Origin of the sequence: Leucothrix pacifica (assembly GCF_003172875.1) — a bacterium.
In the GTDB taxonomy this organism is placed as follows: domain Bacteria; phylum Pseudomonadota; class Gammaproteobacteria; order Thiotrichales; family Thiotrichaceae; genus Leucothrix; species Leucothrix pacifica.
Map to the genome: position 1 here is coordinate 50468 of NZ_QGKM01000004.1, position 25234 is coordinate 75701.

The window sequence follows — 25234 nt, forward strand, 5'->3', positions numbered from 1 at the left end:
TCAAATAATCTTAGCAATACTTTCAGCAGCACGTTTAACATCAAGGAAAATCAATCCCAGACGTGCATTTGGTTTGGCCAGAACTGTTACAACCGCTTCATGACCGGCATGAGTCATCAGAATATAACCTTGATCACCCTTAACCAACACTTGCTCTAATGTACCGCGAGCCAGCTCCTGTGCTGTGCGATCCCCCAATGACAGCATTGCAGCACTCATTGCACCTACACGATCTTCATCCATCGCTGCCGGTAACAAAGCAGCCATCATGAGACCATCTTTAGATAATACCGCCGAAGCTTCAATATCAGCGGTTGAGCCGTTTAAATCGCTCAGAATTGAATTTAGCATCTCTGCTCGCATGCGTTTACTCCTGTGAAGTCTATTTTAGTTCAGCAGCATTGAGCTGTGGGTGCCGTATCGACGCTCCAAAGCCCAAACCAGTTGTGTGAAAGCGGGTTGATTTAATTGTGGCATCCCACCCACGATTAGCGTGAACCGGTCTCCGCCGATATATAACGGCCAAAATCCGATCTCACTATTACCCGCAGCATCAATCAGGCCCCAAGCCCGCTGTGTATAGCCGAGGTTTCCTCTTAGTACATCTTTGTGTCTTCGATAAATCGCTGTAAGGCTGGCACTCAATGCAGCTAATTCTTCAGCCGCCTCATGTGGGAAGCCAGAGCTACCCAAATACAACCCCTGTCCTTCAGCTAATACAGCACGACCATCATCGGATAAACTCTCCAGTATCTCTGGTAACATACTTTCCAGACTACCGGTCGGAGCGACCTCTTGCTGCTTTTGCCCGTAGATGAAACCCGCATCCTGTAGCAAATGAATAAACTCAAGTGTTTCAGTTTCAGTTTCCAGACCACTTAGGTCCTGAGCGATTTCAAGATTAAAAGCCGGTGTTTCACTGACACTTAACAGCTTCAGCAAAAACTCACGACCAAACTCGTCAGCATCTGATTGCACCGCGTAAAAGCTTCCACCGGGCGTTACACCCATGTACAAATCATCACTTGATGTAAAATCACTCATAAAATTTCTGCTCCGGGCGCTAAAGACATCAGCATCGCTTGTATTAACAGAGACACATCGTCACGTTGACGAGCATCCACTTCAAACACAGGTGCTTTTATTCTTAATTGATCTAACCAGTTGCGGTAATCATTCACATTAGGTGTACGGTGAGTATCCATTCGCGTCACACCGACGACTAATTGCTGAGCTGCAATAAACTCACTAAATGCTTGCGTATAAAATTTGAGATCTTGCTGGGGGTCTTTGCGGGAATTATCGATTAACAAGACCAATCCAATCCCGCCCTGAGTAAGAATGTCCCACATAAAGTTGAATCTTTCCTGACCCGGCGTACCGTAGAGATGAACCCGCTCATTTTCCCCCAGACGAATCATTCCGTAATCCATTGCGACCGTGGTTGCAGGCTTTTTTGCCTTAGCCATATCGGAAGCCTGCTCATCGGTGGTGACAATATCGATATCACTAATCGAGCGTATAGCGGTTGTTTTTCCTGCCCCAACCGGCCCTGTAAAGATAATTTTTTTGTTGTCTGTGCTCATGATAATGCCCTACCCCCCTATCAAACGCTTAAGTAAACGTGAGAACAAACCACGTGGTGCTTCAGTGGTACGAGAAGTAGACTGTTTCTTAATCAATTTATCTGAATCCTGTTCGATCAACCCTAAGGCACTTGCCGCATTATAAAAGGAAAAGACATAACGTTGTGGTATATTTAATGACCTTGCTACGTCAAATGCACTCAGTGAATCTGCTGACCACAGTGCTGCTACTGGCATCACATGTGGAAATCTCTCCAACCTGGTCAGACTTGGCCAATGTCTTAAGTCAACTGGTTTAGATGGGTCTAACGCTCTTGATAACTTACCCTCAGCCGATAGCAGACTACTCGTCCAGACAAACGACTCCAGATCATAAAGTGCTGAAGTCTGCTGCGCGATCATGTCATTGAGCTCATGAATTTCTTTGGTACTAAGAATATGCATTTTCCCGCCATCAGCAGCACTGCATGACTTGATGAAATCAATAAACTCGGGGGAATGCGTTGGTATCGCACAGAACACTCGGTGTATTTCAGGCAATACATAGATTCGTGTGTCGGGAAAGTTTAGTAGTACGCCCTGCTGACATTGTCTCGCCAATCTCACTGCATCTTTCAAACTTGAGAGGAAGAAACCATCTTCGGCTTGAATCTCGCTGAGATCTGCTTTTGGGTCAATGTCTTGCTGTGTCCCACACAATTGTTGCCAGCGAGCTTCAAGTTCTTCGTCAGTCAGTACGACTTGTGCAATTGGTGGAGCAGCAGCCGCAGTTGATTGCTCTGATTGCTCTGATTGCTCTGATTGCTCTGATTGCTCTGATTGCTCTGATTGCTCTGATTGCTCTGCAGGTTTCTTATCTTCGACAGACTGGTCAACAGATTCTGTAAGTGCTGGCACTAGTGGGATATTCGGAACAGCAGCGGCAGCAGGCTTAATTTCAGGTCTTTGCAATAAAGCTTCGCGCTGAGCCGTTTCCTCTGCTTTCGCTCGCTGGTGAAGCGCTTGGGCTTCTGCGGCATCAGCGGGTGCTTTTCTAGATTCAGGTTTGTCTGATGAGCCTGCGACTAGTTCAGATTGTACATCCCCGGCTGCATCTAGTAATGCTCGGCTGGTTAAGGGTTTTGATAACCAAACTACACCCTCTAGCTCAACCGGTGAAATCGACAGCACGATTGTGGGCTTATTCCATTGCTGATATTCCTCCTCATAGCGATGTCTGGCTGGAGGATAATCGTAATCTATAATGAGTACATTAGCCTCTTCCTGAGTATCAACCCGGCTGAACGTATGTTGTCCGAGCTTCGCAAAAAAGAAATCCAGAACGGCTTTGTTGTGTGTGCCTACATCCTCAAGGCATACACGTAAAGTGATATTCTGATTGGATTTATCAATCATTGATAACGGTTACCTTTAATTGGCATTGTCAGTCCTGGGCAAGTCCCATCCGGGACTTAACTCACGGCCTTGCTCCTGCAATAAACTCCGCAAGCGTTCCTGACTTTCATAATCCTTGGAATAACTATAAACACGTAATAGTTCTTCTTCTGTTCTGGGATCACCTTCAGGATTAAGCATTTCCTGCTCAAGTAACTCCTGTGCGACTTCCAGTTGACCATACTCCAAACAATCTACCGCTTCCTGGTAATAACTGGTGTAGGTTGTTTTCTCCCGGGCTGCGAGTGTAATGAGTGGATAAGCCTTTTGTGGCAAGCCGGTGGCTAACACTGAACCAGTCATAAAACGATCATCATAGCCTTGGTCAAAACCGTGCTCGAGCCAAGCGCTAAAATATTGCCTGTGTTCATCAGACAGATGTGCACTGACTTGCGCGAAGACCAATTCACGAAGCTTATGGCCATTGTCTTTAAGAGCGATGAATAAATCTTGCAAAGCACCGGCAAGGTCACTTTGATCTTTGTTCATAAGAACACGTTGAACCTGCGCGCGTAAATCCAGAGGATAACGTCTGATGTGATGAGCCAAATGATTGCGACCGGGGGAAGTCACTAAGTCGTCACTTAACTGCAACGCTTTCAAGTTATCTAAACTGAATGTGGCGGGAAGCTTATATATTTCCAACGCATCCGTGCTATCACGGTTTTCATGCATATAAGGGTTACCCAAAATCCTGATTGACACTCAAGGAAATTCTAAATTGTGCCTAGACTCTATAAGAAAGAAGGCTAAAAAGATATACGAACCTTAAAATTTTCTGCTGTTTTATCGGCTAAATTAAGCTAGTTACAGAATTGGCAAACACCCCGCAAGCCCTTGTGACAAACAATTTGCAACGATTATCTATTGTTAATGACCCATAATCGGTCTGACACATGAAAACGTTGAAATAAAAAATCAACAAGCCGTATACTAAAGCGTATAAAAGCAATAATGACCTTGTTACTGATCTGCTAATCCCCCGGCTCAGCAATACTCCACCACAAAAGCCTCAAAGGCCATATGCTTATGTTTGGAAAGAAAAACAAACCCACTGAAATTACAAAACCACGTCGAATCGCTTCACAGCTAGAGCCAGATGTTGAACTGGTTGGTGACTTGTCGTTCTCCGGATTGCTGCAAGTAAAAGGTAACATCTATGGGAATGTGATTGCCCCTATGGATTCCGACGCGACTTTACTGTTAGAAGCTGATGCCACCATTACAGGGGAAGTACGCGTTCCGTACATACAGATCAAAGGCAAAGTGACCGGTGATGTCTACGCAACTAACCGCATAAGCATCAAAGCAGGTGCAATCGTTATTGGTAATATTCACTACGAAGAGATAGAGCTAGACCAAGGCGCACATTTAGCCGGGCGCCTTATTTCATCCAAAGAAGAAGCAATTACTGATTAGCAACTCTCTGTCGTCGCCACCGCATTGGCAGGGAGCTCAATACCCAAGGCTTCACCCAATCGGGACCAATCAAAAAATGGGCCGGGATCTGTTTTTCTACCGGGAGCGATATGTTCATGCCCTGTAATCGGCGCATGACGCAAACTTGAGTAATCCCGCTGAAGCCCTTTAATCAAGTTCGCCAACACCTCATATTGCACATCACAAAACGGTTCGAAATCGGTGCCCTCAAGCTCAATGCCGACAGAGTAGTCATTACAGACCTCGCGCCCCTGAAAGTTTGAAAGTCCGGCGTGCCATGCCCGCTTATGAAATGGTACGTATTGTATGATCTCGCCATCTCTGCGTATCAGCACATGACTGGATACTCGCAAGTGACTAATCTCAGCAAAAAATGGATGATCACTCTCACACAAACAATTCGTGAACAGCTGGGTGATGAACTCACCACCAAACTGTTGGGGAGGCAAAGAAATATTGTGAATGACGATAAGACTCAAATCTTCCGGATCAGGCCGGTCATCGTGATTTGGTGATGGAATGTAGCGCGCGCACTCAGCAAGTCCGGTGCGTTTTGATATATCCAAGGAACCCCCCGATCGATTTAGGAATAGTAGATAAAAAACTGGCTCAGATCTTCAAAAGAAATGAGCCAGAGGTACTGCTAGATTGGGGACTTATAGATTAAGTCCGATACAGTTCTCTGACAAGGATTATATACACACATTGCCAAAACTTAATCTTACCTTAACAATAGATGCTTATACATATAGTTTAATGGACTCGTAATCCGCCCCGGGTACCCAAGCCTGAGCTTAAAACCAAGCGGGCATCCCATTGTGTTTTCTCATCGAGTTCGCACAAATAATCTAGCTGCTGCTTATGTTGAACGGCGATGGGTATACCATCCCTGAACACAATATGCTTATTACTCGCGATAGAAACTTTTCCCCCAGAATAAGTGTACCAGTGAGGTTTAGAGGATCTGCTGCGCTAATCGCAATCAAATCTCCGTTTTTATCTTGTCTGCGAATTTTACGCAAGCTGCCCAGGGCATCAGGCAGCGCGAACTGTTCGCCGCTCACACCCTGAACAAACCGGCCACCGCGTATCTCACCACGTGCTTCCATGCGCCAGTAAACCCGTAGTAGATCGCGCCATGCTGGTAAAGCTGTTTCACGATCCAGCACACGTCTGAACACTACGCCGTAACGCATCAGCAGTGTGTGTGCAATGGTTTCAATCGACTCTGAATCAATCATGGAAAAAGACTGCATCTCATCTGCGTCATTCTCAAGACTCTCCAGCGGCACTATCAATGACCATCGCCCCGCTCTGTCAAAGGGTGAACCTGCTGCACCGCGCCCTCTTCTTCCGGAAAATCGCGGTAACTTGTTTGTCGGGGTAATCAGCGCACGCAAGCCAGCAAAACCATCTGAAGTCACCAACCCCCAACTCACCAGTTCACCCAGAGCATTTTCAACTTGCGTTCTTAGTAAGCCTGTTTGCATGACTAAATCGGTGAAGAACAGAGCCCCTTTGGTATCCAATGCGGTCGCAACCTTCTGTGCATAAGCACTGAGTGATACAGTACCAGCTGTTTTAGTAAACACTTTCCAGTCCGGCAAGTGGTGACGTTGCAGCAGACTAATTGGTGTTAAACGTATTGGTGAGCGCTTTTTCTTATCGTCTTCTTGTGGAATGATATGCAGTCTCAACCAACTAAAGCGGCCAGTTGCGCACAAGGTCTCTAATAAATCCTGAGTGTATAAATCAATGCGTGCCGGAAGGATATCCGTCTCCCATGCACCCGCCGCAGCCGAATAGCCCTCTAATTGTTGCAGTACAGAAGCCACAGCCTCAAGCCCTTCACCCTTTTCTGTTAAACTCTGCCAGTCAAATAAGAACCGCATATAATCAGCGATACTGACTGGTTTGATCTCGCTTCGTAGCCTGTTGATCGTGTAACGATGGATACGTGCCAGTAAACGACGCTCACACCATTCTATATCAGTATCGGAGGATGCCATCTCACTAAAATAGCCCTGTACAACAAATCCTTCTTGCTCCAGATTCAGCAGTGCAACCTCAACAGACACTAAGGACAACCCCAATGGCTCAGCAATTTGTCTTATCGTGACAGGCCCTAAGCCCTCCAGACGACTTCGTACCAACTCACGCAGTGGATCTTCAAGCTCAGCTGTATCAATCGGCTTGATATCTGGTGCTATTTTTGCGTCAGTGAATACCGCTTTGATTTGCAACAGACGCTCAGCCGCTACCCAGAGAACAGTGCCATTTGGTAAATACACCCGACACACCCGGGATTCTTTCAAAAGCTTTTTAAATAAAGGCAACCATCGGGCGTCACCATTCTCTTGATGCGCCGTAGCAGGTACCTCGGATTCCAAAATGAAACCCAACACCAGGAGTGCATCATGCAACTCATCGGCATCTCGCACCGTTGGCCAAGCCTCCTGCCGAACCTTTGCAATAGCAGCTTCATCTAAACGTCCCAAATCTGCTGCATCCGTCGGGTTCAAACGGCTTCTTGAAGTTACTGCCAAAGTGCGTCGCTCTTCAGCAGGTGCTTCATCTAAGAACGCATAGGGACGGGCGTTTACCACTTCTTCAGCAAGCGGTGAAGGCGCGGTTAAATCACAGCACTTCAGTGTCAGCTCACCTGCGGCTAAGCGAGACAATAACTTTTCCAGGCCCTCTATATCCATCGTGTCATGCAAACAGTCGTTAATAGTCTGTTTTATCAACGGATGATCCGGGACTTGTCGGTCTCCTGCGATATTCTCACCACAGGCAATTTGATCAGGAAACAAAATTGCCACCAGATCTTCTGCATCTGATCGCTGGAAATATGGGGGAGTTCGTTTACCGGCACGATTACGCAGGACCGCCAATGCAATTGTCGCGTTCCAACGCCAGCGTGTCGGGAACATCGGAACGTCCAAAAAAGCTTGAATCAATACTTCCCGCACGGTGGTCGCATTCAAATACTTTGCCACCTCCTCCAACGGAAAGCTGTGACTGGAAGAAAGTGACAAAACAATACTGTCTTCGAGCGCAGCGGCCTGTAGTTCAAAATTAAACCGTCTACAAAACTTCTTGCGCAGCGATAAGCCCCACGCACGGTTGATACGCGAACCAAAGTTGGAATGAATCACAAAATGCATGTCACCGACATCATCAAAGAAACGTTCAAACACTATGGTCTCTTGCGTGGGTAGCTCACCTAATGCAGCTTTCGCAGCAGCCAGATAAGCGGTGATTTGCTCGCCAGCTGATGGTGGAATTGAATAGGTTTGCTGAACCCATTTTTGGGCAGCGGACATGCCTTGCTCTAACTGCTGATTCATACCCTTTCGCAGGTCTGAGACAGCCAGTGACAGCTCGTCAGTCCGCCCCGGTGCTTCACCAAACCAAAACGGAATATTGGGCGGTTGACCATTTGCATCCTCGACATACATACGGCCAGTTTCAACTTTTAGAATGCGATAGGAGGTATTTCCTAACTGAAAGATGCCGCCTGGCAAACTTTCAAACGCAAAATCCTCACCGACCGAACCAATACGGATATCTTCAGGACTCAGAATCACATCACAGTCAAACTGATCCGGTATTGCGCCACCGTTGGTGAGCGACACCAGACGTGCGTTTCGTCGTGCCCTGACTCGCCCATTAACGGCATCATAATGAAGATAAGCCCCTTTGCGGCCCCGTCGCGTTGAATAGCCATCACTGAGCATTTGGATAATGCTATCGAAGTCCACACGCATTAAATCCCGGTAAGGATAGGCTGACGAGAACACCTTAAATAAATCATCACACAACCATTCATCGCCACTTACTTCTGCAACGATTTGCTGAGACAACACATCCAATGGTTGCTCAGGAATAATGATTCTATCTAACTCACCATTATTAGCCGCCCCAAGCAGCGCGGTTGTTTCGACCAATTCATCCCGAGTCAGTGGAAAGATCCGCCCTTTTGGCGTACCACCGACATGGTGACCAGAGCGACCAACACGCTGTAAGAAAGCTGCAATCGATCTGGGTGAACCAAGCTGACAGACTAAGTCAATCTCACCGATATCAATACCCAGTTCCAGAGATGCCGTCGCAACTAAACACCTCAGCTTACCTTGTTTCAGTGCCTGCTCCGCGGCATGGCGTTTATCTTTTGACATACTGCCGTGATGGGCCATAACACTATCTTCACCCACACGCTCAGCGATATTCTTAGAGACTCGCTCTGCCAGTCGCCTAGTATTCACGAAGATCAGAGTGGTTCTGTGTTGGTCTATCAGCGAGTGGAGGCGGTTGTATACTTCTATCCAGACTTCATTCGCCATGACTGCTTCTAACGGCGAGCCCGGCAATTCAAGGTTTAAATCACGCTGCCTGCTGTGCCCCGTATCGACAATCTCACAATGCTCATCTCGTTGCCCCAGCAGAAACTGCGCCATGGTTTCGATTGGCTTTTGCGTAGCGGATAAACCGATGCGTTGTAAAGAGGCGGAAGAATTGGTTGCTTTAACCAATGCATCGAGTCGTTCAAGCGATAAACACAAATGAGAACCACGTTTACTGCCTGCTACTGCATGGATTTCATCGACGATGACCGTTTCTACAGTACTTAGCATTTTACGACCAGAGTCCGAAGTCAGCAGGATATAAATCGACTCCGGTGTGGTCACCAAAATGTGCGGTGGATTTCTGATTGCTTTACTACGCTCTGAGGCGGGTGTGTCGCCCGTTCTCACCCACGCCCGCAGAGGCACATCTGGTAAACCTTGCTCCAATAATTTGTCCCGAATCCCCTGAATGGGCAGCTGCAGATTAATCTGTATATCATTGGATAATGCTTTGAGTGGTGAGATGTATAAAACGCGTGTCAATGACTCCAGTGGCTGCTCTAAGCCCTCACGAATCAGTTGATCAATGGCCACCATGAACGCAGCTAAGGTCTTACCAGAGCCAGTCGGTGCGGCTAATAGTGTGTGTTGTTGGCAAGAGATAGAAGCCCATGAAGCTTCTTGAACAGATGTTGGTTGATCGAAACTATGATCAAACCAAGACTGAACAGCGGGATGAAATGCATATTGACTCATAACCGGCAGTGTACGCCTTTTGTTTCAGATGAGCCAATTTAAGGATAATGAACGATGGCATGCGACTTTAGAAATAGTGCAACGGTGAGTTATTTTCCGACCTTATTACGGCTAAAAACTAACGACCTTCCAGCCATCGGGACTAATAGAACCGTCAGATAACAGTATTTTCTCTTTTGCCTGACTACCGCGATATTGATCCAAACTTTCAGCGGTCATACGCCCAAATGCAGTACGAAAAATAACAGAGTTTGATTTAAGCTCAGACAGCACACCGAGCTGTGCCTTATCTGTACCAACCGTAACGATTTTATAACGAGCAGATTCATTGAAATTCTGAATCCAGTCAGTCATTTCCGGAAACTTAGGCTTCATTGAGTAAGAGGTATCCACCACCAGCAATACCTCCGTACGATTTTGATCCAGGTACCAATGCGCACCAGCCCATGCCGCAAGATGCAGGACAAGAAACAGTGCAAATACCTTGATAAATTTCATTCGTTTACATCTCCGAGTTCAGCAGATTACCAATCCGATAGGCTGCAGAGCCGGCGCTGGATTCAATATAAGCACCTTCAGCTAAGCTTGCCAATCCACGCAGGTGATCAGAACTTAGTTCATAGGCGATTGCGTGGATTGGGATACCAGACCATTCCAGCGCCTTCTCCACTTCGGTGAAGTCCAAACCTCGATTAGTTTCACCGTCTGACAACAAGAAAATAACCTTTTTATGATCAGGGTGCGCCTTGCCATACTCAAGCAACAATTCAGCTGCGACTAACACCGCATCATTGGTAGCCGTTTTACCACCGGTACGCAAGCGTCCTACTGCACCATTAAAAAGTGCTTTTTGTTGTACATCGAAGGGGCGAATCATTAGGTCCACATTGACCCGTTCGCTGTAAGTGACCAAGCCAATGGCATTGGTTGAGTTGATCAAATCAGATGACTCAACCAGAGCCGACTTCAGGTTTTTGATACGGGTACCTTCCATAGAGCCGGACACATCTGCGACAAATACCGCAGCAATTGGACGCCCCCCTGATTTTTTCAGTTTCCACAATTTTTGTGCCTGACCAATAATAGAACCATCAGACAGCTTATAAGCATTTACATAGTCTGCTGATTGCCCAAAGCCAAAGCGCTTTACGACGGACTGCTGAGACTCAATGAACTTAGCAAACAGCTTTAGTACTTCTCGTTCAGCGGGGTCTGCTTCCGGTGTTGCATACAGTGGACTGTCATGACGCACGCCAAATGGAACGAACTGATAATCATTCATACCCGTGACGTTAACCCAAGACTGGTGCTCCATCACCATGGCATCCAGCACACCACTGCCTTGTGCGGCATCTCGCATTTGAATGGTGTTTTGTGCCACAAACGGCACACCGGCCTGAAATGCTTCAAAGGCACTCGCCACATCAGGTGACAGCATTTGCGACTCATCACCTTCGGCAAATGAATTTAGTACGGTGAGCAGGAAGTTCAGACCTGTACTGGACTGATAAGGATTGGTATACCCCATTGCAAAGCTGCCACTACTAACATTGGTCAGCAACTTGGCGATATCCAGCTTTCCATCCGTGGTGATCATGTCTAATTTAGACTTTTTAACGATGATACCAGCGGTATTTGGTGCGGTTACCTCAGCAATCATTTCGAGTGGTATGCCATTAGCATTGAGTAATTCCGCCCATAAGAAACTACTGGGTGAAAAGGCATCCGGCGTATATCGTCTGGCCTGAATAAACTGTGCGCCAAGGCCCGATGCCACCTTACGAATCGCTACCTTGGCCACTTTGCCATTGCTAATGCGATTGCCCTGCTGGTTAAACGCCTGAGCCAGTTCAATGTAAAACCCATCGCGCCCTTGCCCCGCCTTCTCTGAGGAAGTAAAAATCTCGACCGCCTCGGTTTGACTATCATCACGTGCATTCAATGAGATAGGGTATTCACGCAGATCAGGCAACATCGACAACAAATTCGTTTGTGTAAGCTGAATATTGGCACGCACCTGATTCTCACGATAACTAGGCTGGACCGTTTTATTGACCAGCTTATTAATTTCCTCTGCGGCTTTCTCAGGCGAATCAATTGCTCCACCACAGCCACTCAGCGTGATTGCCACCGCTCCCGCCAGCAATAATCCCGGAATGCTTTGAGTGAATATCTTTTGAATGGCTTGTGACATAGTTTTAAACTCTTATTAATTATTGGGACTTATCGACCACTATTGTTCGCAATCTCTGCCAGTGCAACTAATCTGGCCAATGCATCAGTTCGCTCGTAATCGCTGAATGATCTTATATTAGCAATTTCTACCGCAGTTTCTGTTAAAGAATGAAACAACTGGTTATTTTCTTCTAAGAATCCATTTAAACGCGCCTCCTGCTCATCCTGAAGCACGGTCTGCTTATCATGGCGCTTTTGTTGTTCGTTGTTCTCAACCTGATCTGCCTGCCGATAGGTGTGAGATAAGGTAGAAATGCTATGGCCGGTTGCCACTACATCTGCCAGATTCTGAATAGCATGCTTCTGAACCGTTCTCGCAGCGCTCAGGTAAGTCGTTGGCACATTGGCTTTGCCATAGAATCGCGTCTCCACCACAGAATGATAGTCATCAATGATAGCGGTTAGCACCTCGGTCTGACGAACGCCCTCTTTCAAACCAAGATCACTTAGCTCAGATTTGATCGTCATCAAACGTGCCCGCATCTCCTCATGCTCCCGGGCCTCACGTTCTTCCAGCCACTCCTCATCATCAACATCTGAATATCCGGCGAAGCGATAAAACAAGGGAACTGTTAGAATGGATATCACCGAGATAACGGCATAAATGCCCGTTGCCAACAGATTGCCCTGAAACCACCAGAAAAAAGCCAGTAATAGAATCAAAGAGAGAATTGCAGCGATTAAAGTATATCTTTTTATCATGCGCTAAGTGTCTCACGTTACCAGTCTAGTGTCATCCCGAAGCACTCGCCTCATTATCTTTTGTCAAGACGTATTTTGAGACTTATACACACCTACCGTTCGTCGGAAATGAAATGTCAATAGTTTTTAATAAAATAAATTATGGATTAGCAATAGTTTTTAACTTATTGTTTTTATTAATAAATTTCACCATGTTTGTTTTTTGATCAATTCGCTGATAGCAAGGTATTTAAAGGCTTGATGACACTTTTCAGAACACTACTCACAGACTTATCCACAACCTCTGTGGACAAATCCACAAAGTGAATTGTCAAGATACCAGCGGTATAAATAGTTAAAAAAATGAAAATATTCCGCTTGCATTGCCGCGAAATTTTCCGTCGAAATGCCGGACCGTTAACGCATGACAGCTCTCGTATAAAACACTTAATTAAGCGCTAACTAATCACTTGAAGCAATGTGTGTGTTTGTTGAGGGTTCACTGTGACCCCTTGAGTAACTGCTGTCTCAACACACAACATTTTTTGATAACCGTCGTTATCCATATCAATCATGGACGTAGCAATCTCAGACCAGGGGTTCCAAACCACTAAACTATCATGACCATAAGATTGAATGACCGTAGAGACATTAGACTGATTAATGCTGACCTTTTCGACAGGATTCAAATGCACACGATCAGTCTCACTGGTAAACAAATACGGAGACGGTGTTTCAAACTCAGCCCAATTCAGAGGCTTGTCGGAGTAAATCCCAGATAAGCCTTTCAGTTCGGTATGATAAATATCATCCACTGCAAAATAGCTATGCAACGCTGCATTATATGTGAATGTCTCTTCGCCCACATTTTTCGTGCTCAAACTGACATGCATCGTCTTCCCAATCCGAATTGTCAGCCTCAACTCAGCGATACCATCAAAGCCTGCACCTTGGGTGGTTTCAGGCGACAGCATCAACTCGGTATAATCAGTCTCATCAGTCGCACTAAGTAGTTGCCAAGGCTGTGTTCGTACGTAACCGTGAGCCTGCAATTCATCATCTCTTGAACCAAACCAAGGCCAACACACAGGGATACCGCCGCGAATTGACTTGCTGCCGTCAAATAGCACTTTTTCACTTAAGAAAAGTCGCTCTCTGCCATCATGCTTAGGCGCATAACTTAGAATATGCGCCCCCCATAATGAAATCGTGGCATGTGCATACTGGTTATCAATGTGCAGCGCGTCGATCAGTTCAGACTTGTTAACAACACGGATTGATGCAGGCAATGTGATCATACAATGTCCTGTTATTGTTGTGGTTAAGGAGCGCGTGAGTAGCAGTACTCACGCGCAGCACTGTCTTAGAAATTTAGCGAAATATCACGATGTGACGCCTGACACATGGCAACTTGCTTGGCTTGTGCATCGGTCAAACGAGGCTGCGAGCGTAAGCCCACCGTGTTAGCAATCGCTGAGTCATAAGTCGTCAGTTCCGGAGCTAACTCCTTCTCTGCGCGCTCACGCCACGCCATTTCAGCAACGTACTTATCAATCGCATCTTTCTGATGATCCATTGCTTTAGCACGTCCCTCTTCCGAGTCATCCTTTTTGAGTGCGCGTCGCGCTTTGGATAAAGACGACTTAATTGAGCTGGCACCGGCGATATCACCTAAACGCCCTTCAACGGCTTTGATGGTATCCATTGCCATATCTTTAGGAGCATGTGTAATGGACTCAGCCAGCATATCAATCTGAGGACGGAATGCCTTTAACTCAGCAGTAGCCGCAATAATCTTCTGAAGATCCTGACTTGCCTGATAAGCGGTATCCGTCACATTGTAGTAATTACGACGTGCCTTGGTCAGCTCATTATTAAGCTCAGTATACTTCTCGCGGGTTGCAGTCCAACTGTCAGGAATGGTCGCTTTAAGTTGTTCCTGCTCCAGTTTCTTCGCCTCAATTTCAGCACTCATGGCAGCACTCGCTTCTGAGTTATCTCCTGCTGTATACGTCAGGTTTCTAATCTCTTCTTCCAATGCTTTGATATCAGCTGATAAACGAGAGATAGATTTCTCGATACCACGCACATTGCGATGAGCTGGCTCATACTCAGGCATATAATCATTCAATGCTTGTTTAGCGACTGCGATTTTCTCCATCAACTCAAAGCTCTTAGCTGCATCGGCAGTGCTTCGATCGTAAGTTTGCTGTAGATCTTCTGGCAAGTAAGCGATATTTAGACCTTGCGCTTTAGTGATAGCCGAACGGATATTGGTTTCATCACTGGCATACTCAGCAATCGCATAGTCTTCCAGACAACGCTGTAGCTTAGGATTAATCGGTGGTGGCGCTGTTTCTGATAACAAATGAGTACGATTAGGCAGGTAATTAACCAGCACAGGGAAGTAGCCGGCAATTGCCAGACCCACCAACTGCAGGCAAATAAACACAACAGCGCCTTTATAGATGTCCATCGTCTTAACGACTTTATCTGCCACACCCCGTAAGTAGAACAATGCAAAACCAAATGGCGGAGTCAGGAATGATGTCTGGATGTTTAATCCAATCATGACACCTAACCATACCGCAGTAATATTCGCTTCAGGATTAGCCAGCAAGATCGGTGCCACAATCGGTACAACAACGACCGCAATCTCAATAAAGTCAAGGAAGAAGCCCAACAGGAAGATAACTAGCATCACCACCAGGAACTGTGTCCAGAAACCACCCGGCAGACCTGTCAGATAATGCTTCACCAACTCTTCACCACCAAAGGCACGGAATGCTGATGTCAGCATGGCTGCACCGATCAGGATGATAAATACCATCGAGGTTGTTTTAGCCGTTTCAATCATCACCTCTTTTAAGGTGTCATTGATTTTATGAACACGCCATGCACTCCAGGCTACCGCAAACAACAATGCACCGACTGCAATGGCTGCATAAAAGATTGCCTGACGATCCCCCTCATTTTGAATATTACGTACATTCAAGGAATGGTTGCTTAGCAAGTAAGCGATCACAATAAGCGACACTATAGCGATAAATGCCGGTATAAAGGTCGACCAACCACCACGGTGTAACCGATAACCTGCCATGATCATGGCGCCTACCGCACCAATGGATCCGGCTTGGTTAACCGTCGCTATACCCAGAATGATTGAGCCTAGTACCACAAAAATCAGTGTTAGTGGTGGTACCAGCGCTAATAAAATATTACGTACAAATTTAGCGTCGTACTCACCTTCATAAGGAACTGGTGGTGCCATGCTTGGCTTAATCCAGGCAATGATCAGGATATACAACATGTATAAACCAACCAAGATTGCGCCCGGAATCAACGCACCCATAAACATGTCGCCGGCACTCGCTGAAACCACATCAAACTGAGATGGCATCGAGAACTCACCCGTCGCTTCTTTGTACAGAGCTTTACGCGCGGTACTTGCCTGATCTGCAGCACTTGAAAGCTGATCCGCCAGAATGATGAGAACAATTGACGGAGGAATAATCTGCCCCAAAGTACCGGATGCACAGATTGTTCCTGTCGCCAGTGATTTGGAGTAATTATTTCGCAACATTGCAGGCAATGAAATCAGTCCCATTGCTATCACGGTCGCACCGACAATCCCCGTTGTAGCGGCTAATAACGCTCCAACGAATACAACAGAAATCCCCAAGCCGCCCGGAATCGGACCAAACAGCTGAGCCATTGCAACCAGCAAATCTTCAGCGATTTTAGAGCGCTGAAGCATAATGCCCATAAAAATAAACAGCGGAATAGCGATCAAGGTATCCCGTTCTACTATCCAGTAGAGACTTCGGAAATTGGTTACCCCGGCACTCAACCACTGTTTCGGGCCATCCTGCGCAAAATAAGCGGTAATGTCCCCTTCAAACATATACCCGGCACCAGCGGCTAAACCAACAGTGATAATTGCTGAACCCGGTAAAGCAAATGCCACTGGAAAACCAGAGACCAAGGCCACTGCCATCAGCAGGAATAAAACTCCTAAAAAGACTAATTCCATTATTCTTCTCCGCCTTCTAGTGCTTCGGAACCAGGTTCGTTGGTAATAATCGCAATATTATTTAATAAATAACTAATAAACTGAAAGGCCATTGAGGCCGCAAACACCACAAGGAAGCTCGCCATCAGGTACTTTACGTACATGCCGTAACCGCTTTGTGACATTTCAAAATTATAGATAGGACTGATCAAGCTACTCTGCTTGGTATCCATACCCAGTGTCAGTATCGTCCAACACAGTGGCAGACCTAACAGCAAGCAACCGATGGTATTTACCCAAGCCTTCGTGCGTCGATGCAATCCGGCATATAGCACGTCTACTCTTACGTGGCCGCCCTCGACTAAGGTGTATGCACTGGCAAACAAGAACAAACCGGCATACCAAAAACGAACTAAGTCGCCCATAAAGGCTTGTTCGTAAGAGAAAATAAAACTTGATAACACAATTCCGAATTCGGCAATCACTACCAAAAAGGCCAACCAGATGAAGCCCAGAGAGCGACTAAACCAGGCAATAACCATCGACAAAGCAATGATTGGGTAATGCACAAACGTACCACGCCAGCGTGCCTGATCAAGGTTTTGCGACATTGTCTCCCCCACCATCGGCGTCAGCAGGTTTTCAATCCGTAGGAATGAAATGACGCCGTCAACAATACCGACCAGAAAAATAGACCAAAACGCGGCTCTGACAATATATGCCGCCCAACGTGCGTACTTTTCTGAATCTTTTTGCAGCGTAACATCTGGTGTGCTTTTAACTTTTCGAAGTAAATAACCACATACAACGATACAAAAAACGATAAAGCCTGCTGTTTGTAAGAGTTGGCTGGTTTCCAGTGTGGCCTGCTCTTCACCAAAGTGCCCTATCAGTGCATCAACACCTGGGACTTCTAACCAAAACATTAGATAGCGGCTAAACAAAAAGAGTAATACTGCAACAGCCATTACAGCCGCGGCAGAACGCCAGAAACGGCGAGACTTCGGAACGGAATTAATCGTCATCGAGATGAGATTCCTAAGATATTCATCGGAAGCGCAAAATTATACAGCCCAAAAAAGAAACGGAGCAATCAGCTCCGTTTCTTTTTAATCGATCATTGGAATTACAAATCCAATACACGGTTACGCTCAGATACGTAAGCCTGATCAGAGATCTTAGCCCACGAACCTACTTCAGTACGTGCTTTAACGAAGCTATCGTGGATTTCTTTTGCCAAGTCACTGTGCTTAACAACATCCGCGAATACTTCTTCAGACGCTTCACCGAAGCTATCGTAAGTATCTTCAGAGAACTTACGCAACTGAACACCGTGCTCGGTTAGCAATGTAGCCAAAGCCGCACCGTTCTTTGCGTTATACTCTGCCATCATCACATCATTTTCCATGGAAGATGCCGCTTCAATCAGCATTTGATCAGCTTTAGACAAGCTATCCCACCACTTCTTGTTCATGCTCAGAGACAGCATAGCGCCAGGCTCGTGCATACCAGGATAATAGTAGAACTTAGCCGCTTCATAGAACTTCATGATCTGGTCATTCCATGGGCCAACCCACTCAGTCGCTTCAATCGCACCGGATACCAGGTTCTCATAAATCTGACCACCAGGAAGTGATACCGGCGAAGCACCTAGCTTAGCCATAACATCACCACCCAAACCAGGAATACGCATTTTAAGACCTTTCAGGTCATCAGCAGACTTGATCTCTTTACGGAACCAACCGCCCATCTGGACACCCGTGTTACCGCACATAAGACCTTTAAGACCGAACTCGCCAGCGAGCTTGTCCCATAACTCCTGACCACCACCGAAACGAATCCATGCGTTCATTTCTGTGTACGTCAAACCAAACGGAACAGAAGTGAAGTAAGCAAAACCAGGGTGCTTGCCTTTGAAATAGTACTCAGCACCGTGGTACATCTGCGCGTTACCTGCAGCAACCTCATCAAACACGTCAAACGCTTTAACACGCTCGCCGGCTGCAAAGTAGTTGATCTTGATGCGTCCGTCACTCATGACGTTAACACGCTCAGCAAAACGCTGTGCACCTGTTCCCAAACCAGGGAAGTCACGAGGCCAGGTTGAAACCATATTTACTTCGATACGATCTTTAGCGATCGCTGGTGCTGCAACAGTACCTGCAGTAGCCACTGCCCCAAATGCTGCACCTTTTAACACATCACGTCTATTCATACGGATCCTCATCCTCATTATCTATTATAAAACCCCAGTGGCGTTTGCCATTGATTCCGGAGCACTCAAAAATGATAAGCCAATTCATTATTGCTTATAAAACAGGGAAAGTAAAACGGCTGAAGCTGTATAAGATACGTATATCAACATGCCGCCTTATTTGCACCAATATGAAACATTACCACCCTTAAAAAAGCTAGTTAGTTGTTGGAATTCTCGACCAAAACCGGCCATTATCCAGCCTGTAACGAGTTGGCTTACGCACCTCATCATTCCTTGAAAGATGAAATTGCACTGCGCCATCATCCGCAGTATTCAAAATACCAACACCCTGCGCTTCATAACGCTTTAGTACACGTGTGTGAGGGTGTTTAAAACGGCTGCGGTATCCAGCAGAAGCTATCGCCCATTGCGGACTCACCGCACTGATAAAGGCGCCTGTCGAAGAACTATTACTGCCATGATGCGGCATCAGAAGAATATCTGAATCCAATTTATCACGCTGTAGTTTGAGAAGTAAACGTTCCGCTCTTTTAAGTATGTCGCCGGTTAATAAAACAGAATGCTGCGGATTACTAACTTTAAGCACACAGGAGCGGTCATTATCTTTACCCGTCATCGATGGCCCGGGGTGTAAAAACTCAAAAACAACATCATTCCAGGACCATGTCATCGCTTGCTGACAAACAATTGCCTCGTAGCCCTCTAAAGCATCGGATCTATTGGAATAGAGCTTATCAACAAGCAACGCATCAAACAAAGCTGAAGCCCCACCTCTATGGTCTCTGTCATCATGGGAGACAACTAAAGCATCGATCTGCTGCGTGGATTGTTGCTGCAAGTAGGGCAGAACGACCATCTTTCCAAGATCGAAATTTTCATTGGGTCTGTCTCCTGTGTCGTACACTAAGGTCTTGTCCCGTGTTTGAACAACCACCGCTAAGCCCTGCCCAACATCCAGTACCGTCAACCAAAAGTCTCCCTGACCAGGTTTAGGTGATTGATACAGTACCAGAGGAATTAAGGCTAATACTGCGGTATATCGCCATTTCGTACCTGATGGCAATAACATTAACGCTGCAACGACGACCAGCAAAGTACTCAGCAACAAAGGCAATGCTTGTTTGCTAATACTCGCTTTCGGGAATTCCGCTAAGCGCTCAAGCAAACTAAATAAGCCCTCAAGATGCAGCGTGATGAAATCGAATACAAACAACGACAAACTATCACTCACATAACTGAGTAAAACGGCTAAAAAGCTAAATGGCACAACCACCAATGACACCCAGGGAATAGCGATTAAGTTGGCAAGCGGCGACACCAGCGAACCTTCGCCGAAAAACACAAAGCCAATCGGTATCATCAGCAGTGACAAATACCCTTGCAGGCGAAGTAAATTAAACCGCTGCTCACCAGTGTGTCTGGATAGAATCCACAAAATAATCGTTACCGCAGAGAATGACAGAAAAAAACCGACACTCATCACCGCCAGAGGATTAGCGATTAACACTACGACCATAGCCATCGCCAGCACTCTTGAAGGACTGAAGTATTGCCGGCTCATCAAAAAGACCAACGCAACCACGACCATTAACAAAGCACGCTGTGTCGGAATGCTCAATCCGGCGAGTAAGGCATAGATCAATGCAAACACTACCCCCAACACAGCGCCCGCTGTTCTTACTGGCACATGGAGGCTCAAGATCGGAAACAACCACCAAATCGAATAAACCACCACAACACCAAATGCTGCGACTAAACCGATGTGCAAGCCAGAGATTGCCATCAAATGACTGGTACCTGTCTCTCTCAGCACTTCCCATTGTCGTTGCGACACTGCCGATTTATCTGCAATCATTAAGGCACTGATAATCGCTGCGTTATTCTCTTCTTTGACCAGACGATGAATATTGTCATGAATCGAAGCGCGCCATTGATTAATGGAATACCACGGTGCATCTTCAAGGCGTTTGTGAAGCGTGGACTTTCTCAGATACCCTCTTGCATCGATCCCTTCTGCAAATAGCCACTTCTCATAATCAAACCCCGCAGGATTCATGAATCCGGAACTGCGTTTTAGACGTACTTGGAATTGCCAGTGCTCACCGGCCTTCACATCAGGCAGATCGCGGTATGCGCTCAGACGTATTAAACCATTCCAGTTGAGTGAAACATCACCTTCTACTGTCTTGGCACTGCTCACTTTATAGAGAAACGACAAACTATTGTCATGAAAGCTCACCATACTGGCCACTTTACCGGTGACCACCAAATCTTTGCCTTCATGAGCTGCAGTGAATGAAGCGCGTTTTTGAAGATCGGCAACAAATGTTGTCAGGCTAAACCCGATCATTACCGCCAATAACAAGGAGAAAATACTTTTACCGTTCAAGTTAAAATAGATCGGGAAAAAAACGCTCACAAACAGTATACTGCCGCTCAGGACAAAGTGAGGTAAATCAGCAAGGAGTAAGGCTGACATACTGCCGAGCAATAGGCCTATTGCCATCTTACGCATGAATATCGTTAACCATTTAGAGCATTATCCCAACAGAAGATCCATTTTTTGTGGAACTTTAACGCAGGATAGTTGCACTATAGCTGAACCAGTTAATGCACGCGTGACATCGCATTTTTAATAACTCAAACCCTGGTGCGTCAGCGGCATGCCAAAAAAGTTTTTTAAACGATACTCCCCCGACCCGAAGCGGATTAAAGAGACGCCCGGTCTAGGTTTTCTTGGAAGTCGGCTACACCAACCAAGCCTCTGGCATTTTAACCGCCACTCAGTATCCAGAGCGTTTGCTATCGGGCTGTTTTGCACCTGGATTCCATTTCCATTTCAGTCAGTGATCGCTGCCTTCGGTGCTTTGTATTTTCGTGCAAACCTGGCCTTATCCGTCGCCTTGGTGTTTGTCACCAATCCGATAACGATTCCACCTATGTTTTACTTTGCCTACCGGCTAGGCAGTCTGATATTGGGTGGAAAAGAAGAAAAAATAGACATTGAATTAAGCCTGGAATGGCTGGTGAATAGTCTGGGACAAATCTGGCAACCGTTGTTTCTGGGCAGCTTTTTACTGGCGTTATTTTCCTCGATGCTGGGCTACCTGGTCGTTCAATTTATCTGGCGCTACAATATTCGTAAACAACAAAACAGCCGCTCAACACGCGCAATCAACAACAAATCAAAAGCGGACGAAGTCAGCTAGTAACTCCGCCACTGCATACAAACCTTGCTACAGAGACTTAAGCGCTGACCAGCGTCTCATCTGCACGGTGGTGACCAACAGTGATTTCACTGAGATGACCATCCACCAAACTGAACTGCCGATCCATCTTTTCAGCGAGCTGTAAATCATGCGTGACAATGATGAAGGCTGTCTGCAAATCATCATTCAACTCTTGCATCAAGCTAAATACTTGCAATGCTGTTTTCTGATCCAGATTACCTGTTGGTTCATCAGCGAGAATCGCAGCGGGTCGGGTGACTAGTGCACGAGCAATCGCGGCACGCTGGCGTTCACCACCTGATAACTGTCCTGGCTTATGTTGTAAGCGTGATCCCAGCCCTACTTTAACCAGAATCTCAGTCGCCTGCCTGGTCGCATCAGCCACTTCTAAACCACGAATCAACAGTGGCATCGCTACATTTTCTAATGCAGTGAACTCAGCCAATAGGTGATGGAACTGGTAAATAAACCCCATGGACTGGTTTCTTAACTTACCGCGATCCGCATCAGATAAGTTAGCCATGTTGTTACCCAACACAGTTACTGCGCCCTGACTTGGTAAATCCAGACCACCCAGTAGATGCAATAAGGTACTTTTACCGCTTCCGGAGCTACCAACAATCGCAACTTTCTCTCCGGCTTTGATATCCAGATCAATACCCTTTAGTACCTCAACGTCCAGTTTGCCTTCCATAAAGCGCTTGCGCAAACCCTGACAAGAAATAACAGTATTATTTTCACTCATTTTATTCATACCTTAATGCTTCGGCAGGTTGTACTCTGGAGGCTTTCCAGGAAGGATAAAGCGTTGCCAACATAGACAACACCAATGCAGCGATGGCAATCAATGCCACATCAGAAAAACGAACCACAGATTCTAATGTGCTGATGCCATAGACATCTTCTGAGATAAAGTTGACGTTAAAGATCCGCTCAAGAAATGGCACAATGACATCAACGTTTACAGCCAATAACACGCCGAATATCACCCCTAAAATAGTGCCGATCACACCAATCAATGTGCCCTGAACCATAAACACTTTCATCACATTGCGTGGCGTCATACCTAATGTGCGGAATATAGCGATGTCAGACCCTTTATCAGTCACTACCATGACCAGTGTCGAAACCAGATTAAACGCCGCTACTGCGATAATCAGTCCTAATAAAAAGAACATCATGGTCTTTTGTAGCTGAATGGCTTTGAAGAAGTTTTCGTTTTGGCGTGTCCAGTCACTCACCCAGTAATCTGTGCCGGAGGTTGCCGCGACCTGGTCACTCACAACACGTGACTTATACAAGTCATTCAGACGTAAACGCACACCGGTAACCTGATCACCCATCTCAAACAAGGAAGCGGCATCCTCCATATGAACGAATACCGTGCCCTGATCATATTGCTGCAGGTCAACCCGGAAAATACCTGTTATATTGAACTGCTTCAGAATCGGGATTTCACCCAAATCCGCACCAGCAGTGGGCGTCAACAAGGTCACACTATCACCGACATCGACTTTAAGTGACTCAGCAAGCTTCACACCAAGAATAATATTATTCTCGCCAGCGACCAGTTGATCAAAACTGCCTTTGCCTTCCATCATGTGCTGACTGACATTACCGGTTTGCTTTTCAAACTCAGGCAATACACCTTCTAAAATCGCACCCTGAACACTGCCACCTTCGTTCAGCATCACCTGCTTTTCAACAAACGGCGCAGCTGCAACAACGTGCTCTAGCTTGAGTAATTCTTCGCGACGTTGCTGCCAGTTAGCCACTTGGGCATCGGTCTCTGACACTGTGACATGCGACAGCACACCCAGAATCCGGTCGCGCATGGCTTGTTCAAAACCATTCATTACCGACAGCACCGTAATCAATACAATCACACCCAGTGCGATACCGATCATCGAAGCAAATGAAATAAAGGAGACAAAGCTTTTTTCGCGGCGCGCTCGGGTATAGCGTAAGCCAATGGCCGCTTCTAAGGGTTGAAACATTATTCGTACCTCAGTGATTCAGCGGGTTGAACGGCTGCCGCGCGGTTCGCCGGATAAATGGTTGCCAAAACTGCCAGCACTAATGCCGCGACAGTAATCATCCAAACATCTGACATATGTAACTCAGACGGCACTTTGGAAATGTAGAAGATATCTTCGGGGAATATTTTGGCACCAAAGAAATCCTCAAGCGCCGGAATAATCGTTTCAAGATTACCCGCCAGTAAGACACCACCAATCGCTCCTAAAATCGCACCGGATACTCCGATAATACTGCCCTGAATCATGAATATTTTTTTGATGGAATTCGGTGAAATACCCAGTGTTCTGAGAATCGCAATATCCGCCTGTTTATCATTCACGACCATCACCAATGATGAAACCAGATTAAACGCAGCAACCACCACGATTAATAACAGGATAAAGAACATCATGGTCTTCTCCATACGGATCGCGCTAAAGAAGGTTTTGTTATCCCGTCCCCAATCGCTGACTTTGACCTCATCACCCAGCTCATTTTGCAAGGTATTGGCAACGGATTGGGCTTCAAACAGATCATCCAAACGAATGCGCAAGCCGCTGACCTGCCCTTTCATCTTAAACAATCGGGCTGCATCATCCATATGAATAAACGCCGTGGAACTGTCATAGTCGCGCATATTCATTTTATAGATAGCGCTGACAGTGAATCGCTTCATGCGTGGCAATACACCGGCGGGCGTGACTTTAGCGGATGGTGTAATCACCGTGACCTTATCGCCAATAAACGCACCAATCGAATTAGCCAGCTCTCGCCCAATCGCAATCATATACTCACGGTCAGCAAAGGTATCCAGACTACCGTCCAACATATTCTCTTCTAACTTGCTGACTGCACTTTGTCTTTCCGGCTGAATACCCTGCATTAATACGCCACGCACTTCACCATTGGCGCTGATCATGACTTGCTGCTGGATGTATGGCGCGATGCCCTCAACCTGATTATTGGTCGCTAATTGCTGGTCTAACGCCTGCCAGCTGCTTAATTTACCATCTGTCCCTGAAACCGTGACATGAGAAACCATGCCCAGTATTCTTTCCCGTAGTTCTTTCTCAAACCCATTCATCACAGAAAGAACCGTGATCAGTGCTAATACCCCAATCATAATCCCTAGCATTGACGCTAACGAGATAAAAGAAATGTAGTGATTCTTGTGTTTGGATCGCGTATATCGCAAACCAATAAATAATTCTAATGGTTTAAACATATCGCATCTTATTGTTTATCACAGGCACTTTTATACCAACTAAAATAAT

The 25234-nt window shown here is 46.2% G+C and carries 20 protein-coding genes; 2 read left to right on the forward strand and 18 right to left on the reverse strand.

Features of this window, described 5'->3' with window-relative positions:
• The 5 genes from DKW60_RS01845 to DKW60_RS01865 are packed head-to-tail and all read right to left on the reverse strand — an operon-like array spanning nucleotide 1 to nucleotide 3725.
• A complete protein-coding gene (locus DKW60_RS01845) occupies nucleotides 1–363 on the reverse strand; it encodes a roadblock/LC7 domain-containing protein (RefSeq protein WP_109835967.1) in 363 nt (120 codons plus the stop codon).
• A 24-nt stretch (nucleotides 364–387) separates the two neighbouring features.
• On the reverse strand, nucleotides 388–1044 hold the full coding sequence (locus DKW60_RS01850) for a hypothetical protein (protein WP_109835968.1): 657 nt from the start codon (nucleotides 1042–1044) through the stop codon (nucleotides 388–390).
• Nucleotides 1041–1586 carry a GTP-binding protein gene (locus tag DKW60_RS01855; RefSeq protein ID WP_109835969.1) on the reverse strand — a complete coding sequence of 182 codons (546 nt, stop codon included), beginning with the start codon at nucleotides 1584–1586 and terminating at the stop codon, nucleotides 1041–1043. The genes DKW60_RS01850 and DKW60_RS01855 overlap by 4 nt, the downstream gene beginning before the upstream one ends.
• Nucleotides 1587–1595: 9 nt before the next feature.
• Nucleotides 1596–2981 (reverse strand): hypothetical protein, encoded by a 1386-nt coding sequence (locus DKW60_RS01860; protein WP_109835970.1) that lies wholly within the window; start codon nucleotides 2979–2981, stop codon nucleotides 1596–1598.
• Between the two features lie 15 nt (nucleotides 2982–2996).
• On the reverse strand, nucleotides 2997–3725 hold the full coding sequence (locus DKW60_RS01865) for a hypothetical protein (RefSeq protein WP_146203416.1): 729 nt from the start codon (nucleotides 3723–3725) through the stop codon (nucleotides 2997–2999).
• A gap of 324 nt (nucleotides 3726–4049) precedes the next feature.
• Here DKW60_RS01865 and DKW60_RS01870 point away from each other — a divergent pair, with 324 nt between their 5' ends.
• Nucleotides 4050–4439, forward strand: a complete 390-nt coding sequence (locus DKW60_RS01870; protein ID WP_181389549.1) for a bactofilin family protein — start codon at nucleotides 4050–4052, stop codon at nucleotides 4437–4439.
• On the opposite strand, the gene ampD is transcribed toward DKW60_RS01870, so the two are convergent.
• The 10 genes from ampD to DKW60_RS01920 form a co-directional block, all read right to left on the reverse strand.
• Nucleotides 4436–5026 (reverse strand): 1,6-anhydro-N-acetylmuramyl-L-alanine amidase AmpD, encoded by a 591-nt coding sequence (gene ampD, locus DKW60_RS01875; RefSeq protein ID WP_109835973.1) that lies wholly within the window; start codon nucleotides 5024–5026, stop codon nucleotides 4436–4438. The genes DKW60_RS01870 and ampD overlap by 4 nt on opposite strands.
• Before the next feature lie 282 nt (nucleotides 5027–5308).
• Nucleotides 5309–9565, reverse strand: a complete 4257-nt coding sequence (locus DKW60_RS01880; RefSeq protein ID WP_219988606.1) for a DEAD/DEAH box helicase — start codon at nucleotides 9563–9565, stop codon at nucleotides 5309–5311.
• 111 nt (nucleotides 9566–9676) lie between these two features.
• A complete protein-coding gene (locus DKW60_RS01885) occupies nucleotides 9677–10063 on the reverse strand; it encodes a hypothetical protein (RefSeq protein WP_109835974.1) in 387 nt (128 codons plus the stop codon).
• Between the two features lie 4 nt (nucleotides 10064–10067).
• Nucleotides 10068–11759 carry a vWA domain-containing protein gene (locus tag DKW60_RS01890; protein ID WP_109835975.1) on the reverse strand — a complete coding sequence of 564 codons (1692 nt, stop codon included), beginning with the start codon at nucleotides 11757–11759 and terminating at the stop codon, nucleotides 10068–10070.
• A gap of 29 nt (nucleotides 11760–11788) precedes the next feature.
• Entirely contained in the window at nucleotides 11789–12502 is a 714-nt protein-coding gene (locus DKW60_RS01895; RefSeq protein ID WP_109835976.1) for a hypothetical protein, read from the reverse strand.
• A gap of 437 nt (nucleotides 12503–12939) precedes the next feature.
• Complete coding sequence (locus DKW60_RS01900; protein ID WP_109835977.1) at nucleotides 12940–13779, reverse strand: D-hexose-6-phosphate mutarotase; 840 nt, start codon at nucleotides 13777–13779, stop codon at nucleotides 12940–12942.
• 65 nt (nucleotides 13780–13844) lie between these two features.
• Nucleotides 13845–16514 (reverse strand): SLC13 family permease, encoded by a 2670-nt coding sequence (locus DKW60_RS01905; protein ID WP_109835978.1) that lies wholly within the window; start codon nucleotides 16512–16514, stop codon nucleotides 13845–13847.
• Nucleotides 16514–17518 carry a TRAP transporter small permease subunit gene (locus DKW60_RS01910; protein ID WP_219988607.1) on the reverse strand — a complete coding sequence of 335 codons (1005 nt, stop codon included), beginning with the start codon at nucleotides 17516–17518 and terminating at the stop codon, nucleotides 16514–16516. The genes DKW60_RS01905 and DKW60_RS01910 overlap by 1 nt, the downstream gene beginning before the upstream one ends.
• Before the next feature lie 101 nt (nucleotides 17519–17619).
• Nucleotides 17620–18708 carry a TRAP transporter substrate-binding protein gene (locus DKW60_RS01915; protein WP_109835979.1) on the reverse strand — a complete coding sequence of 363 codons (1089 nt, stop codon included), beginning with the start codon at nucleotides 18706–18708 and terminating at the stop codon, nucleotides 17620–17622.
• 196 nt (nucleotides 18709–18904) lie between these two features.
• Nucleotides 18905–21226, reverse strand: a complete 2322-nt coding sequence (locus DKW60_RS01920; RefSeq protein WP_109835980.1) for a DNA internalization-related competence protein ComEC/Rec2 — start codon at nucleotides 21224–21226, stop codon at nucleotides 18905–18907.
• Nucleotides 21227–21374: 148 nt separating this feature from the next.
• Here DKW60_RS01920 and DKW60_RS01925 point away from each other — a divergent pair, with 148 nt between their 5' ends.
• Nucleotides 21375–21920 carry a DUF2062 domain-containing protein gene (locus DKW60_RS01925; protein ID WP_109835981.1) on the forward strand — a complete coding sequence of 182 codons (546 nt, stop codon included), beginning with the start codon at nucleotides 21375–21377 and terminating at the stop codon, nucleotides 21918–21920.
• A gap of 37 nt (nucleotides 21921–21957) precedes the next feature.
• On the opposite strand, the gene lolD is transcribed toward DKW60_RS01925, so the two are convergent.
• The 3 genes from lolD to DKW60_RS01940 are packed head-to-tail and all read right to left on the reverse strand — an operon-like array spanning nucleotide 21958 to nucleotide 25185.
• Nucleotides 21958–22695 carry a lipoprotein-releasing ABC transporter ATP-binding protein LolD gene (lolD, locus tag DKW60_RS01930; RefSeq protein ID WP_109835982.1) on the reverse strand — a complete coding sequence of 246 codons (738 nt, stop codon included), beginning with the start codon at nucleotides 22693–22695 and terminating at the stop codon, nucleotides 21958–21960.
• The gene (locus tag DKW60_RS01935; protein ID WP_109835983.1) at nucleotides 22688–23938 is read right to left on the reverse strand and encodes a lipoprotein-releasing ABC transporter permease subunit; all 1251 of its coding nucleotides are present in this window, start codon (nucleotides 23936–23938) and stop codon (nucleotides 22688–22690) included. Before DKW60_RS01935 ends, lolD begins: the two co-directional genes overlap by 8 nt.
• Nucleotides 23938–25185 (reverse strand): lipoprotein-releasing ABC transporter permease subunit, encoded by a 1248-nt coding sequence (locus DKW60_RS01940; protein WP_109835984.1) that lies wholly within the window; start codon nucleotides 25183–25185, stop codon nucleotides 23938–23940. Before DKW60_RS01940 ends, DKW60_RS01935 begins: the two co-directional genes overlap by 1 nt.
• Nucleotides 25186–25234 lie beyond the last annotated feature (49 nt).

Coding starts and splice junctions, on each gene's coding strand:
- DKW60_RS01905 (WP_109835978.1), bottom strand. CDS start 16,514: ATGGAATTAGTCTTTTTAGGAGTTTTATTCCTGCTGATGGCAGTGGCC.
- DKW60_RS01920 (WP_109835980.1), bottom strand. CDS start 21,226: ATGCGTAAGATGGCAATAGGCCTATTGCTCGGCAGTATGTCAGCCTTA.
- DKW60_RS01900 (WP_109835977.1), bottom strand. CDS start 13,779: ATGATCACATTGCCTGCATCAATCCGTGTTGTTAACAAGTCTGAACTG.
- DKW60_RS01870 (WP_181389549.1), top strand. CDS start 4,050: ATGTTTGGAAAGAAAAACAAACCCACTGAAATTACAAAACCACGTCGA.
- DKW60_RS01845 (WP_109835967.1), bottom strand. CDS start 363: ATGCGAGCAGAGATGCTAAATTCAATTCTGAGCGATTTAAACGGCTCA.
- DKW60_RS01935 (WP_109835983.1), bottom strand. CDS start 23,938: ATGTTTCAACCCTTAGAAGCGGCCATTGGCTTACGCTATACCCGAGCG.
- lolD (WP_109835982.1), bottom strand. CDS start 22,695: ATGAATAAAATGAGTGAAAATAATACTGTTATTTCTTGTCAGGGTTTG.
- DKW60_RS01880 (WP_219988606.1), bottom strand. CDS start 9,565: ATGAGTCAATATGCATTTCATCCCGCTGTTCAGTCTTGGTTTGATCAT.
- DKW60_RS01850 (WP_109835968.1), bottom strand. CDS start 1,044: ATGAGTGATTTTACATCAAGTGATGATTTGTACATGGGTGTAACGCCC.
- DKW60_RS01895 (WP_109835976.1), bottom strand. CDS start 12,502: ATGATAAAAAGATATACTTTAATCGCTGCAATTCTCTCTTTGATTCTA.
- DKW60_RS01915 (WP_109835979.1), bottom strand. CDS start 18,708: ATGAATAGACGTGATGTGTTAAAAGGTGCAGCATTTGGGGCAGTGGCT.
- DKW60_RS01860 (WP_109835970.1), bottom strand. CDS start 2,981: ATGATTGATAAATCCAATCAGAATATCACTTTACGTGTATGCCTTGAG.
- DKW60_RS01940 (WP_109835984.1), bottom strand. CDS start 25,185: ATGTTTAAACCATTAGAATTATTTATTGGTTTGCGATATACGCGATCC.
- DKW60_RS01910 (WP_219988607.1), bottom strand. CDS start 17,518: ATGACGATTAATTCCGTTCCGAAGTCTCGCCGTTTCTGGCGTTCTGCC.
- DKW60_RS01855 (WP_109835969.1), bottom strand. CDS start 1,586: ATGAGCACAGACAACAAAAAAATTATCTTTACAGGGCCGGTTGGGGCA.
- DKW60_RS01890 (WP_109835975.1), bottom strand. CDS start 11,759: ATGTCACAAGCCATTCAAAAGATATTCACTCAAAGCATTCCGGGATTA.
- DKW60_RS01885 (WP_109835974.1), bottom strand. CDS start 10,063: ATGAAATTTATCAAGGTATTTGCACTGTTTCTTGTCCTGCATCTTGCG.
- DKW60_RS01925 (WP_109835981.1), top strand. CDS start 21,375: ATGCCAAAAAAGTTTTTTAAACGATACTCCCCCGACCCGAAGCGGATT.